Raw genomic sequence first — 13,998 nt, forward strand, 5'->3', positions numbered from 1 at the left:
GATCAGATGGTCATTTCGGCATGCTTCTCAGCATGCCTTCGTAAATGCCCTTGTCGGGGGCCTGGATGGTGATGGCGCCTGCGGTCCTGGCGTAAAAATCGACCGGACCGGCATCGCCGATGAAGGCATAGGCATGGCCGAGCCTCTTCATCGTCTCAAGACAGGCGGAAAACAGCGCGAGCCCGATGCCCCTGCCGCGGGCTTGCGGGTCAACGCCGGTCGGGCCGAAGAAGCCGCAGGCCGTCGTGTCGTAGCAGGCAAAGCCTTGAAGCGTTCCGCCTTCGATCGCGATCAGGCAGGCGACCGGCTGGCGGGAGAAGGCGACCGAGACCTCGCTTGCCCAGTTCTCGCTGAAGTGTTCGCGAACCCAGTTGACGACGAGATGCAGCTCCGGGGGAGGGCCGGGCGGATGGAGGCGCCGACATCATCGGCTTTCTGTTTCAGGTCGGCGAGCCGCGCGGAATATAGGCTCACAAGCAGGTCTGGCAGCTGTCATTCCTCCTCTTATTCCGTTATTGCGGAATATATCCCCTTTTAATGTCATAGACTTGGCCATCTCACCCGTCTTGTCAACAGGCTATTTCAAATCGCGCCTCGCGGCCGTCGACCCGCGGCCGCGGTTTCAATGCAAGGTGGCGCAATGCAAAAACGGCCCGGGAGGCGGGGCCGTTTTCCATCGTGGTCGCGATGTCTCCGTCTCTGTGAAGGGACCTATTCGGCGTCTTTCCAAAGCGCATGAAAATGCTGCACCGGCCCGTGGCCTGAGCCGACGGTAAGGTGTCCGGCGGCGGCGACCGCGCCGGCAAGGTAATCCTTGGCGATGGCGACCGCTTCTCGCGCCGAGGCGCCTTTGGCGAGTTCGGCCGCCAGCGCGCTCGAAAGCGTGCAGCCGGTGCCGTGGGTGTTCTTGGTCGGCACCCGCCGGGCTTCGAACCAGTGCAGGCCGTCGGCGGCGGCCAGCACGTCGGGGCTGTCGTCACTGTCGAGATGGCCGCCCTTGACCAGCACCGCGGCCGGGCCGAGCGCGCGCAGCTGTTCGGCCTGCGCCGCCATCTCAGCCCGGCTCGTCGCGACCGGCTGGTGCAGCAGCGCGGCGGCCTCCGGCAGGTTCGGCGTCAGCAGCGTAGCAAGCGGCAGAAGGCGGAGGGTCAGCACGTCGACCGCTTCGGGTGCGAGCAGGGCGGCACCGCCTTTGGCGATCATGACGGGATCGAGGACGACGGGAATGCTGCGCCCGTTGGCCTTGGCTGCGGCCAGAGCTGCAGTAAGTGCGGCGGCGACGGCCTCGGCGATGGCGGCATTGGCGATCATGCCGATCTTGACGGCATCGACGCGCACATCGGCAAAGACGGCATCGACCTGGTCGGCGACGAATGGAGGCGGCACCAGATGCACGCCGGTGACGCCCCGGGTGTTCTGCGCCGTCAGTGCGGTCAGCACCGCCATGCCGTAGACGCCGCGGGCGGAGAAGGCCTTGAGATCGGCCTGGATACCGGCGCCGCCCGAGGGATCGGAGCCGGCGATGGAGAGGACGTTGCGGATCATGCCGGGACCTTTCGGATTTCTGCGGCGATGCGGCGGGTGGCGGCTTCCGGATCCGGCGTGCCGCAGATGGCGGAGACGACGGCAAGTCCCTTGGCGCCGGCGGCAAAGACGTCGGCCACATGCTCCGCCTTCAGCCCGCCGATGGCGACGGACGGCACCGGCGAGAGCTGCACCAGCCTGGCAAGACCGTCAAAGCCGATCGGCTGCTTGTAGTCGGCCTTGGTCGGCGTCGCAAACACCGGGCCGACACCGGTATAATCGACGAGATTTCGATCGACGGCGGCGGAGAGCGCCTCGGTTTCGACCGAGAGGCCGAGGATCATGTCGGGGCCGATCATCTCCCGCGCGGTGCGCGCATCCATGTCTTCCTGGCCGATATGCAACCCGTCGGCGCCGATGGCGATCGCCGCCTCGACGTCGTCATTGACGATGAGGCGGGCGCCGGTGCCATCGAGCACCTGTTTCAAGGCGCGGCCGGTCTCGATCATCCCCGGCGTGCCGGCCTGTTTGTCACGCAGCTGTACCATCGTCGCGCCGCCGGCAACGGCAAGACGGGCAGTCTCGACCATGCCGATCCGGGCGCAGAGATCCGGATCAAGCACGAGATAGAGCGAAAGGTCGAAAGCCTTCATGCGATCGATACCCTGGCCCTGGCATCCAGCGCTTCGCCGTCGAGCGCGGCCAGCGCATCGAGGAAGCGCCAGGCGAATGAGCCGGGACCGGCCGCCCCGAGCGCGGCATCTTCGCCGGCGACGGCAAAGGTCGCAAGCGCCGCGACCGTCGCGCCGAACAGATCCTCGGGCACTGTGGCGGCAAAGGCGCCGACGAGGCAGGTGAGCGAGCAGCCGAGCGCGGTGACCTGTGGCATCAGCACCGATCCGCCCTTGATGCGCACTGCCCTGGCGCCATCGGTCACGAAATCCACGGCGCCGGTAACGGCGACGATGGCCTGCTGCCGCTCCGCGAGCCGGCGGGCCGATCCTTCCGCCTGCTCGACCGGATCGCGGCTGTCGACACCCCGGCCGCGGCTCTCTCCGCCGGCAAGCGCGATGATCTCGGAAGCGTTGCCGCGGATGATCGTGGGCCTGAGCGCCAGCAGATCGGCGACCGCATTGCGGCGAAAGCCCGTCGCGTAGTGCGCCACCGGATCGAGCACCCAGGGTTTGCCGGCTGAGGCCGCGGCCTTCGCTGCCGCCTGCATGCCGTCGAGCCATTGCGTCGACAGCGTGCCGATATTGACGGTCAGCGCGCCCGCGATGCCGGCGAATTCGCCGGCTTCCTCAGGCGCGTGCACCATGGCCGGCGAGGCGCCGGATGCAAGCAGCACATTGGCAGCGATGTTCATGGCGACATAATTGGTGATGCAGTGGACGAGCGGCGGCTTTTCGCGCATCGCCTCCAGCATGGCTCCCGAGGTGGTCTTGCTCTGCATGGCGCCCCTTTCAGGCGGGGCAGGCGCGGGGCGGCGTCTACGGCGCTGACCCGAGCGACTCCCTCCGCCGGCATTATCCGGTTCAGGTTCGAAGGGTTCTTCTCAGCCCGTCTGTCGACGAACGCCCCTGTCTCTCATCGCCCTCTTTTTCGCAGAGAAGGACGCGGCTGTCATCCCGAAAATGACATTCGCGGCTGAGGGCGACTGAGCCATGGTTAGGGGCGGATGATCAGCGGATCTTGCCAGCCGGAGAGCCCAATGATTCGGGTTGCGACAGCAGCATTGCGGGAAGGCGTCCCGGAACGCCCGGCCTTTGCCTCCCTTTTTGGTCAGGAATAACAGCGGCAACCATGGGTGCAATTCAGATGAAATTATATTTGATGGTGACGCAATACCTGCGTGATCTGCCGCAGTTTCAGTGTTTATTCGGGGAAGGGTGCGACGGGCGGCGGGCAAATCTTCTTGGAAGATGAGGCATTGCAGGCTTTCTTAATTTCAAATTGTATTATTTTATTCACCCTTCGCGTTTGCCTATCCGTATTTTCAATGCATGCGCGCATTTGGACAGCTCCGCGTAAGTTGCGTGTTGTCTCATCGTTTTCGTTATTTCAGTACTACCGAGTCTTGAATTTGCCGGTAAATTTCTGTCAAGAGTCCGGCGAATACAGGGATTTATCTGCTGGAAACGCGACGTAAATATCTAACCGAAACTTTACCGTTCTGACACGTTCAGGTTGACGGTGAGCGCGATTGTAGCGATATGGCACTGCACGCAAGTAAAATCCTCCTGAAGTTGTATTTTTTGATGGGCAAGTTTTCGATAAGCCACATGAAGGGAGGTCTCCGGACCGTCGCCTCCCTCCTCGTATTCCTCGGTTGTTCCAGCCCGTCCCTTTCGCAATCTCCTGATGCGGTGGTTCAAGGCCAGGCGCCGGCCATCAAATCGCAGAAATTCGACGACTGGTACTATCGCTGCACGGGCTCCGGCGACACGGCAGCCTGCGAAGTCGCGCAGGTGGCGCAAGTCGCCAAGGACGGCAAGAACGTCAATGTCCTGACGCTGGCGATCGCCACAGCGCCGGCCGCTTCTCAAGGCAAGAGCAAGGGCAAGCCGCGGCTGATGCTGACCGCGCTTCTGCCGCTCAACGTCTTCCTGCCCTCCGGCCTGGCGATCAAGGCGGACGGCAAGCCCCTCGCAAAACTCGATTATCGCAATTGCAACGAGGCCGGATGCTGGGCGCAGCAGGCCCTGGATGCAAAGACGACGGCAGCGCTGCGCAAGGGCTTGACCGCCGAAGGGCTGGTGCGGCTGATGAACGGCCAGGACGTCAATATCCGCTTTTCGCTCAAAGGGCTGAGCCCGGCCCTCGATCAACTCCAATCCACTGCCGCGAAGTAGCCGAATTTCACCCATGACAACAGAAATTCGATACTGCCTGCTCGCCGGCGCCGTCCTCGTGACGGCTGTCGCACCTGCTTATGCGCAATCGCCAGCCGACGACTTCAACCGCCGTCAGGAGGAGCGGTCGCAGACGCAGCGGCTGGATGCCCTGCGGCGCGCGACACCGGGCGGCGGCGCGGACGCGGAAGACCGGACTTTGCCCGCCGGCCAGGGGAACGGCGCCTGTTTCGACATCGCCCGGGTCGAAATCGACGGGGCGAACCTGCTCTCGGCGGCTGAGATCGGCAAGGTGACAGCGCCTTACGGCAACCGCTGCGTCGGGCTTGCTGAGATCAACGCGGTGCTCAGGGATGTCACCCATCTCTATATCGACCGCGGCTATGTGACCTCGCGGGCCTATGTGCCGCAGCAGGATATCCGCAAGACCAGGATCCTGCGCCTGCTCGTCGTCGAAGGCACGCTGTGGGACATCTATCTCAACGGCAAGAAAGCGGCCGGCAACGCTTCGCTGGCGAGCGCCTTTCCCGGCCTGATCGGCCGGGTCGTCAATATCCGCGACATCGAGCAGGGGCTCGACCAGATGAACCGGCTGCAGGCCAACGACGCCAAGTCGGCCATGCTGCCCGGTCCCAAGGATGGAACCTCCATCCTCAACATCGAAAACCGTCCGGGCCGGCCATGGCATGTCTCGCTCGGCAACAACAATATGGGGCAGGAGAGCACCGGCCTTTCCCGCAGCTCGGCATCGCTCGGCTACGACGATCTGCTCGGCATCAATGACCAGTGGAATTTCTCATACGAGCACAGCGGTCCCGACTATCCGTGGGAGAATGACGGAAACGGCTATGGCAACAGCTATTCTGGCAGCGTCAGCGTCCCTTACGGTTATTCCACCGTTTCGCTGAACGGCTCTTGGTACCAATATGAAAGCGCCGTCGAAGGAAACTTCAGCACGCTCGAAACCTCCGGCAATTCGGGGCAGGCCGGCATCGGCATCGATCGCGTCGTCATGCGCGACAAGGATTCGATCACCACGGTCCGCAGCAGCCTCACCTACAAGCAGACGAACAACTTCCTGCTCGGCAATCTGATCGAGGTCGGCAGCCGCCGCTATACGGTCGGCGAGATCGGCATTTCTCATTCCCGGCGGATGTTCGGCGGTATCTGGGTCTTTGATGCCAGCTACGACCGGGGGCTCGGTCTTTTCGATGCCGTCAAGGCTGGAGAGCCCGGCGCGGGAGATGCCGATCCGCGATTTTCGAAATTCAACGCCACCATCACCGTCACGCAGCCCTTCCAGGCCATCGGCCGCCAGTTCGAGCTGACGTCGCTCGTCAGCGGCCAATATTCCCCGGATAATCTTCTCGGCGCCGAGCAGATGTCCCTCGGCAGCTACAGCAATGTCCGCGGCACCCGCGAAAGCGTGCTCTTCGGCAATAACGGCGTGTTCAGCCACAACGAGATCGTCTGGAGAACGAAATCCAACGAAAGCGGCGGCGCCGCCGCCAAGGCGTTCGGCGAACTGCGCCCCTATCTCGGGTTCGACTACGGCCACGTCTACGCGCAAAAGCGCTTCGACATGACAGGCGGCGATCTTGCCGGCTGGACGGCCGGGATCCGCGCCGTCGGCGGCACGATCAGCGCCGACCTCGGCTATTCCGACATCCTTGCCAGCAGCGTCGACCATGTCGACGGCGGGCTCTTTTATTTCAGCGCATCTGCGCATTGGTAACGAAAGCAAGACAATGACCACCCACGACACTTCGACGATCAAGCGCGGCAGAAGCCTGTCGCGGCCGACGGCGCTGATCCTTTCCCTTTCCATCGCTCTTGCCGGCTGCGCCGGACGCGAGGCCCGTCCGGTCGCTTCGACCAATCCGACCGACAGCGCCTTCGACTGCGCCGGCATCACCCGCGAATTCGAGGCGAACGAACGGCAGATCACCTCGACGGTGAAGGAGCGCACCGATGCGCAAGGCAAGAACATCGTGCTTGGGGCGACCGGTGTGCTGCTGTTTCTGCCGGCGCTGTTTTTCATGGACCCGAAATCACCTGAGAAGGTCGAGATCGATGCCTTGCGCAACAGGAACAATGTCCTGACCAGCATCGCCAAATCGAAGGGGTGCCCGCCGCCGAAGTCCCAGCTGACCGAGCTCTACAAGCATCTGGACAGTAAGCCAAAGCCTGCCTCGTCGTCGGACAACCGGGACTGAGTTCAGCAGGTCCTTGAATCTTATCCATGAATTCGGAGTTCCGTATGCGTATTGTGCGTTTTCTAACCCTTCTCTTGCTGGCGGCGACACTGGCGTCCTGCGTCACCACCAGGACAGATCCTCGGCTGATTGCGGCCCTGCAGCGCACGTCTGTGCGCGAGATCCGGATCGAGCTGGCTCCCGACGTCAAGACATTCGGTTTTGGCGATAAGCCCGACCAGCAGGTCTCCGACGCGGTTCGTACCCTCCAAGCCACGATGTCCAAGGAACTGATCGGCGTGCCGGGCGGCCCGAACAGGGGCAGGTTGGTCGTGACGCTGCATGTGTTCGACGTCACCACAAAGCAGGCCCGCATTATCGGTGGTCACGACAGCATGATCGACGGAACCGTTCGGCTGGAGGATGCCAAGACCGGGCAACTGATCGCCCAAGCGCAAAACATCCATGGCGAAGACCTCTCCATGCGCGGAAGCGGTTACGGCGTAATCATCGCAGTCGCGGTCAATGCGGCGACAACGTCCGGCGCGCCTGATGTCATGGCACAGCGCCTGTCCAAGTCCTTCACCCGCAATGTGAAGACCTGGCTCACCCAGAAATAATGAGACGAGGCGAGGCGCTGCCGGCAAGGCAGCGCCGGGCCGTGGTTGATCTCGAGACAAATAACCAGTTGTGCGTTTGGAAAGACGAAGCGATGCGTGAAAAAACCGGTCTTGGTTCGAATGGCAAGGGTCTTGGCTGCCGGCTCGGCAGGCGTGCCCATCGCTCGCTTGCGCTCGTGCTCAGCGCGCTGCTGGTCTTTCAGCCGATGCTGGCCAATGCCCAGTCGGTCTCGGCAAGCACCTCGGCGCCTGCCGCCAATCAGCCGGGCGTCGGCGCGGCACCCAACGGCGTGCCGCTCATCGACATCGTCACGCCCAACAGCAAGGGTCTGTCGCACAACAAATACGACAATTTCAATGTCGGCACCCCGGGCCTCATCCTCAACAATTTCAAGGGCGAGATCGGCAATTCCAATCTCGGCGGCGTCACGCCGGGCAATCCCAATCTCAACACATCAGGGCCGGCATCGGTCATCCTCAACGAGGTCACCAGCGGCAACCGCTCGGCCTTGAACGGGCCGACCGAGGTGTTCGGCGGGCGGGCCGATGTGATCATCGCCAACCCGAACGGCATCACCTGCGATGGCTGCGGCTTCATCAACACGCCGCATGCGACATTGACGACGGGCGTTCCCGATATCGGTGCCGATGGCAAGCTCAACGGCTTTACCGTCAATGGCGGCGACGTCACCATCGGACCGAACGGCGGCAATTTCGCCGCCGGCTCCGGCGCGGTTGATCTGTTCGACATCGTCTCGCGCACCGTCCATGTCAACGGCCCGGTCTACGGCAAGTCGCTCCGCGTGACGGCGGGTGCGTCCAATTTCGATTATGCGACGGGCGATTCCCAGGCGCTCGCGCCGATCTCCGGCACGCCCGAATATGCGATCGACGGCACCGCACTCGGCGCCATGCAGGCCGACCGCATCAAGATCGTCGTCACCGAACAGGGCGCCGGCGTGCGCATGAGCGGCAATCTTGCCGCCAACACCAACGAGTTGTCGTTGTCGGCCGACGGCAAAATCTCGCTCGGCAACGTCTCCGGTGAGCAGGGCGTTTCGATCTCCTCGAAGGCGAAAGTGACGGCCGCCAAGGTCACCTCGAAAGCGAAAGCCGCCATCGAGGCCGACAATGGGATCACCCTCGATACGATCGCTGCCGATGGCGACATCGTGCTGTCGAGCGGCAGCGGCCTGTTGAGCGTCGGCGGCGAGGTCAACAGCGCCGTCAACGTCGAGATCTCCTCGGCGGCAGGCATTGCCGCCGGCAGCGTCGTCGCCGGCAATACGCTCGACCTCTCCGCCACATCCGGCGGCATCCAGATTGCAGGGGCGGTCAAGAGCAGCGATACGCTGACGATCGCTGCGACGTCAGGCTCGATCTCCGCAGCGTCGCTTGTCAGCGGCAGCGATCTCACCCTTTCCGCCGGCGCCGACATCGGCATATCGGGCGATGTCCTGGCGCAGGGCAACGTCACGGCAACCGGCCGCTCGATTGCGGCGGCGACCGTCGCCTCCGGCGTCGATTTCGCCGCCACCGCCCAATCCGCCAACGGCACATTGGTGCTGCAGCAGGCGGGCGACATGAGCCTTGCCGCCGCAAATGGTTCGATCGTCATCGGCGACGCGATGCTGAGCAGCGGCAATCTTTCGGCTGCAGCGAGCGAGAACATCGCCTATGGCCAACTCCAGAAGTCTCGGCAACGCTGCGCTGACGGCCTCGGGCCAGATCAGTTACGGCAATCCCACCAGCACCACCGGCAACCTGGCCTTCACCACCACCAACGTCGATCTCGCCAATGGCGCCGCCGGCAACATCGCCGTCGGCGGCACGCTGACATTCAACGCCGATAGCGCCGATCTCAGCAACAACAGCCTCACGCTCGGTGGCTTCGCCCTCAATCTCTCCGGCATGGCCGATCTCAGCGGCGCCACCATCAATGCCGTCACCGATGCCGGTGGTTCCGGCGACATCGTCATCAATGCCGACGGCCTCTCCACCTCGGCCAGCACGGCGCTGCTCGCCGCCGACGACCTGACGCTGACGCTGCCGTCCCTCACCAATGCCGGACAATTGGCGGCCAAGGATGATCTGACCCTCAATATTTCCGGCAATTTCACCAACAGTGCCACGGGCCTTGCCTATGCCGGCAACGACGCCCGCCTGTTCATCGGCGGGGTGCTCACCAACAATCAGGGCGCCATCCTCGCCGGCAACGACCTCGAGATCGCCGGGACGGCATCGGGACTGAGAAACACTGAGGTCACCAATATCTCCGGCCTCATCCAGGCCGGAAACGAAATGTCGATCCTGACCGGCAACCTGACCAACGAGCGGGCGGCTGCGCCGCAATGGACGACCGGCGTACTGGTTTCATCAGGCGTCGTCACCGGCTTTACTCTCAACCCTGTGGTTGCCGGCATGCCTTTCGGTTACCTCGAGACCGCAGATCAGAACATGTTCCAGCTCTATGCCGGCGTCGATCCGGGGCTGTGGCAGGATTATGAGCCGCTGCTCTGGTCGAAGGCGACGCTGGCCGACGGCACGACCTATCGCGCTTGGACCTGGATCTCGGCCGACGGACCGGAGAAGGTCACGCCGATCATCGACTGGATCAGGGCCCGCGTGCCGCGGGATGCGAACGGCAATCCGGTTGCCGATCCCAACAATCCGTCGCGCTATTTCATCGTCGACGAGGTGAATTTCAGCGGCTCGGACGAAAGCACCACCTATACATGGGATTGGTCGTCCCATCTCAGCCAGTCGGTCTATGAGGACCGCCTGATCGGCACGTTGAGCCCCGAAGCGACGATCCGGGCGAGCCGCAATCTTACGATCGACGCCACCAATCTCACCAATGCCTACAGCTCGATCGAGGCCGGCGGCGACGCGACACTGAAGGGCTCGACGCTGACCAATGAGGGCGTCACCCTCTTCCGCACGACGACGACGACCTGCAACGCCCAGGGCGCCTGCACCGCCTATGATGCCAACGGCAACGCCAATCCTTCGAAGAACATCGCCAACGGCTCGACGATCGTCAACTCCGTCCAGGCGATCGGCGGCGTATCGGCGAATATCAAGGCCGGTGGCGCGCTCTCCGTCAATTTCGGCAGCGTCAACAACACGTCGGCGGCCGGCTCGGTGGCCGGCGGCGCCAGCGTCGCGGCGCCGAGCAATCCCGGCGATCCATTGTCGGCTCTCAGCGGCCTGACCGCCGGCGGCGCCCTCTTCAACGTCAATTCGGGCCTCGGCACCACGCTTGTCGCCCCGACCAATCCGCAATCAGGCGGCGTCGGCGGCAACATACCCGGCCAGACCTTCCTGTTCGAAACCCGCGCCAAGTTCCTCGATGTCGGCACCCTCTACGGCTCCAGCTATTTCATGGACCGCATCGGCTACCAGCCGGACACCACCATTCCCTTCCTGGGCGACGCCTATTTCGAGAACCAGCTGATCGCAAAGCAGATCCAGCAGCTTGCCGGTCAGGGTCTGGGACCGGGCTCCTTCATCCCCGGCAGCGATGCCACCGAGCAGGTCAAGACGCTGCTTGACAATGGCGCCAATTACGCCCGCGACAATCATCTGCAGGTCGGCCAGGCGCTCACCCCCGAAGCGGTCGCCGCGCTGACGAAGCCGGTCGTCCTCTATCAGAAGCAGGTGGTCAATGGCATCGAGGTGTGGGCGCCGGTCGTCTATCTCCCGAGCACGGCAACGGCGCAGCTGACCGCCTCCGGCGCGTTGATGTCGGGCACATCCGTCACCATTGGCGGCGGCGCGATCAACAATTCCGGCGCCATGGTCGCCTCTAACGGCCTCTCCGTTTCCGGCTCCTCGATTGCGTCGAACGGCGGCAGCTTCAAATCAGGCAAGGACGTGTCGCTCTCCTCTTCCGGCGCGCTGACGCTGAGCGCGCAATCCATGGATCTCGGCGGCCAGGCGATGGTCAACCCGAACGCCGCAGTCACCGCCGGCGGCAATGCGACGCTTGCTGCTGCGACCGACCTGACGTTGAAGGGCGCTGCCGTCAATGCCACAGGCAATGCCGCGCTCACCGGCAAGAATGTGACGCTCGATGCCGTCAAGGTCGACAACTCAGGTCAACAAAATGCCACCGGCAGCCAGATCGCCAGCGGCGGGGCCTTGACGATTAAGGCAACCGACAATGTCAACATCATCGGCAGCTCCGCCAAGGCGGGAACGACGCTCGATGTGACCGCCGATAATGGTTCGGTGGCCGTGGTGTCGACCGATGTCGCCCGCAACAACCAGTCCGGCTACACCAAGACCCTCTCCACCGACCAGCAGCAATCGCAGCTTTCTGCCGGCACGAATGCGACCATCAAGGCCGGCGACGACATCCTGCTCTCCGGCTCCTCCGTCAAGGCAGGTGGCAATGTCGCGCTGAGCGCCGGCGACGATATCAACATCACCGCCGCGCAGGAGCATTCCGAATCCACCTTCGGCAAGAAATCCGCCTCATCGATCACCCATGTCGGCTCGGAAATATCGGCCGGCGGCGACCTCTCGGTGACGGCGGGCAACGGCAGCGGCGATCACGATCTCAACATCGTCGGCAGCAAGCTTGCCGCCGACGGCAAGGTCGCTCTCAAGGCGGACGGCGACGTAACGATCGCCGAGGCCACCGACACCGCGACCCTCGATACCAAGCTCAGCCTCAAGGGCGGTTTCCTCGGCAGCAGCGAGAAGACGACTACGCATCTGGAAACGACGACGGCCGTCGGTTCCGCCATCACAGGCGCTGGCGGCGTCGATATTGAATCCGGCAAGGACACGGTCATCTCCGCCTCGAAGATCGAAGCCGGCAAGGAGACCACCCCGGCGGATCTGAACATCACCGCCGGCGGCGACCTCGTCATTGCTTCCGGCAAGGACACCAGTGCCAAGGATGACAAGGGCTCACGCAGCGGCTTCCTGTCGAAAGGCTCATCCAGCTACAAGAGCTATGACGAGACGACGGTCGCCTCCGAACTCGGCGCATCCGGCGATATCAATCTGAACGCCGGCGGCGCGGCGGTGATCGCGGGTTCACAAGTCTATTCCGACGGCGCGATTTTCGTCGAGGGTGACAGCGTCTCGGTCATCGGTGCGGCCGAGCAGCATGAGCTTGAGGTCACGCGCAAGAAGTCCGGCCTCTTCGTCGGCTCCGGCGACGGCTTCGTGTCGCTCTGGGGCAAGGAGCAGAAGAGCGGGAAGCAGGCTTCTGAGCTCAACGTGGCCTCGGTGCTGTCGGCCGGAACCGACGTGGCGCTGAAGTCCCGCGACACCGATGTCAACATTCTCGGCTCGCAGATCTACGCCGACAACAATATCACGCTCGATGCCGCCCGCGACGTCAATATCACCCCGGGCGCCGAAAGCGCATCGTCCGAGGAGAAGGAAAAACGCTCCGGTTTCGGTATTTCCTTCGGTTCGAGCAGCGGCGGCTTCTCGATCGGTATAGGCATGTCGTCGGTTTCCGACACGACGAAGCAAGGCTCGCAGACCAATGCGATGGCCACCCTTTCGGCCGGCAACGATCTGACGATCAAGGCCGGTCGCGACGCCAATCTGCAGGCCGCCGATGTCTCGGCCGACCGCGATGTTGCGATCACCGCCGAGCGCGACGTCAATCTGCTCAGTGCGGAAGACAAGTCGAACTACGAGAGCGTACACGAGCAGTTCTTTGCCGGTGTGACGCTGTCGGTTTCGACCGGGCTGGTCAGTGCGGGCCAGAGTATTGCCGGCGCTGCACAGAAGATCGCCGGTATTTCCGACGGGTACACGGCAGCCAACGCCGCCTTCGCCTCGCTTAAAGCCTATGACGCGCTCCAGCAGCTCTCCAGCATCGCCAAGGACGGAGGCAACATCGCCTCTGTCTCGTTGACGGCAGGCTTCAACTACGAAAAGAGCAGCGCCTTCGCGTCCACCTCTACGCCCGTCGTCACCAGCATCGAGGCCGGACGCTCGGTCGCTATCGAAGCGACCTCTGGCGATCTAACCGGGCACGGCGCACAGATAGTGGCGGGATATGATTATGGCGTTGCGCCTTTGGTGGGCGACGACAAGTTCGGCGATATCACGCTGAAGGCCGGTCACGACATCACGCTGGAAAGCGCTCAGGCGACCAGCGAGACGGGTAGCGACAGCAAATCGGCGAACGCCAGCTTCGGCGTCAGCGCGGGTATCGGCCTGCAAGGCGTAGGCGTAGGTGTCACCGGTGGCGCCGGCGCGGGAACGTCGAAATCCGATGCTACCTCGATCACACAAGTCAACAGCCATGTCACCGGCAGCGGCGACATTACGATCAGCTCCGGCAACGACACGACACTCAAGGGCGCCGTCGTTTCCGGCAATACGATCACGGCCGATGTCCGCGGCGATCTCAGCATCATCTCTACGCGCGATCTCGGCAGCAGCGCCAACAGCTCTGCCTCTGCCGGCTTCTCGTTGGGCGGGACGGTAGGAAGCAACTTTCTGCCTGTGACCACTCAGCTTTCGGGCTTGCAGTTCGGCGGCGGTCTCGGCTCGGGTGCCACGAACTGGATCAGCGAGCAATCCGGCCTGCTGTTCACCGGCAAGATGGATATCGAAGTCGGCGGCAACACCGATCTTCAGGCCGGCAAGATCATCTCCAATAGCGGCGACCTGGTGCTTTCAACCGATACACTGACCTACAGCGATTTCCTCGGGCAGAAGGGTTATGAGGGCTTCAGCGCCCAAATCGGCATCGAGGTTCCCGGCAACGAACTGCCCGGTGCGCCGCCGGCCAACAATACCCTCGAAGGCACGTATCAGCTCGACGAC

General features: G+C 63.3%; 7 protein-coding genes, 2 pseudogenes and 1 riboswitch. Of the genes and pseudogenes, 5 read left to right on the forward strand and 4 right to left on the reverse strand.

The genetic code is table 11. The features are described from left to right. Positions 1-10 precede the first annotated feature (10 nt). The 4 genes and pseudogenes from MHI61_RS04140 to thiM all read right to left on the reverse strand — a co-directional run bounded on the left by MHI61_RS04140 (position 11) and on the right by thiM (position 2,977). A pseudogene (locus tag MHI61_RS04140) lies at positions 11-489 on the reverse strand (GNAT family N-acetyltransferase). A 222-nt stretch (positions 490-711) separates the two neighbouring features. Continuing rightward, positions 712-1,545: a bifunctional hydroxymethylpyrimidine kinase/phosphomethylpyrimidine kinase gene (gene thiD, locus MHI61_RS04145; protein ID WP_239789642.1), complete on the reverse strand. Its 834-nt coding sequence runs from the start codon at positions 1,543-1,545 to the stop codon at positions 712-714. Continuing rightward, positions 1,542-2,177 (reverse strand): thiamine phosphate synthase, encoded by a 636-nt coding sequence (gene thiE, locus MHI61_RS04150; protein ID WP_239789643.1) that lies wholly within the window; start codon positions 2,175-2,177, stop codon positions 1,542-1,544. Before thiE ends, thiD begins: the two co-directional genes overlap by 4 nt. Continuing rightward, a complete protein-coding gene (gene thiM, locus MHI61_RS04155) occupies positions 2,174-2,977 on the reverse strand; it encodes a hydroxyethylthiazole kinase (protein WP_239789644.1) in 804 nt (267 codons plus the stop codon). The genes thiE and thiM overlap by 4 nt, the downstream gene beginning before the upstream one ends. 42 nt (positions 2,978-3,019) lie before the next feature. Next, a riboswitch (TPP riboswitch) is annotated at positions 3,020-3,116 on the reverse strand. A gap of 666 nt (positions 3,117-3,782) precedes the next feature. Here thiM and MHI61_RS04160 point away from each other — a divergent pair. The 5 genes and pseudogenes from MHI61_RS04160 to MHI61_RS04180 all read left to right on the forward strand — a co-directional run. Continuing rightward, positions 3,783-4,376 carry an invasion associated locus B family protein gene (locus MHI61_RS04160; protein WP_239789645.1) on the forward strand — a complete coding sequence of 198 codons (594 nt, stop codon included), beginning with the start codon at positions 3,783-3,785 and terminating at the stop codon, positions 4,374-4,376. Positions 4,377-4,389: 13 nt separating this feature from the next. After that, the gene (locus tag MHI61_RS04165; RefSeq protein ID WP_239789646.1) at positions 4,390-6,111 is read left to right on the forward strand and encodes a ShlB/FhaC/HecB family hemolysin secretion/activation protein; all 1,722 of its coding nucleotides are present in this window, start codon (positions 4,390-4,392) and stop codon (positions 6,109-6,111) included. A gap of 13 nt (positions 6,112-6,124) precedes the next feature. Then, the gene (locus tag MHI61_RS04170) at positions 6,125-6,592 is read left to right on the forward strand and encodes a hypothetical protein (RefSeq protein ID WP_239789647.1); all 468 of its coding nucleotides are present in this window, start codon (positions 6,125-6,127) and stop codon (positions 6,590-6,592) included. Positions 6,593-6,636: 44 nt separating this feature from the next. Further along, positions 6,637-7,191, forward strand: a complete 555-nt coding sequence (locus tag MHI61_RS04175; RefSeq protein ID WP_097628993.1) for a hypothetical protein — start codon at positions 6,637-6,639, stop codon at positions 7,189-7,191. A 92-nt stretch (positions 7,192-7,283) separates the two neighbouring features. Continuing rightward, positions 7,284-13,788: pseudogene (locus MHI61_RS04180) on the forward strand (hemagglutinin repeat-containing protein); the annotation flags it as partial. Positions 13,789-13,998: the final 210 nt, after the last annotated feature.

Source organism: Rhizobium sp. K102, from assembly GCF_022385315.1.
In the GTDB taxonomy this organism is placed as follows: Bacteria; Pseudomonadota; Alphaproteobacteria; order Rhizobiales; family Rhizobiaceae; genus Rhizobium; species Rhizobium croatiense.

Coding starts and splice junctions, on each gene's coding strand:
- thiE (WP_239789643.1), bottom strand. CDS start 2,177: ATGAAGGCTTTCGACCTTTCGCTCTATCTCGTGCTTGATCCGGATCTC.
- MHI61_RS04170 (WP_239789647.1), top strand. CDS start 6,125: ATGACCACCCACGACACTTCGACGATCAAGCGCGGCAGAAGCCTGTCG.
- MHI61_RS04175 (WP_097628993.1), top strand. CDS start 6,637: ATGCGTATTGTGCGTTTTCTAACCCTTCTCTTGCTGGCGGCGACACTG.
- thiD (WP_239789642.1), bottom strand. CDS start 1,545: ATGATCCGCAACGTCCTCTCCATCGCCGGCTCCGATCCCTCGGGCGGC.
- MHI61_RS04165 (WP_239789646.1), top strand. CDS start 4,390: ATGACAACAGAAATTCGATACTGCCTGCTCGCCGGCGCCGTCCTCGTG.
- MHI61_RS04160 (WP_239789645.1), top strand. CDS start 3,783: ATGGGCAAGTTTTCGATAAGCCACATGAAGGGAGGTCTCCGGACCGTC.
- thiM (WP_239789644.1), bottom strand. CDS start 2,977: ATGCAGAGCAAGACCACCTCGGGAGCCATGCTGGAGGCGATGCGCGAA.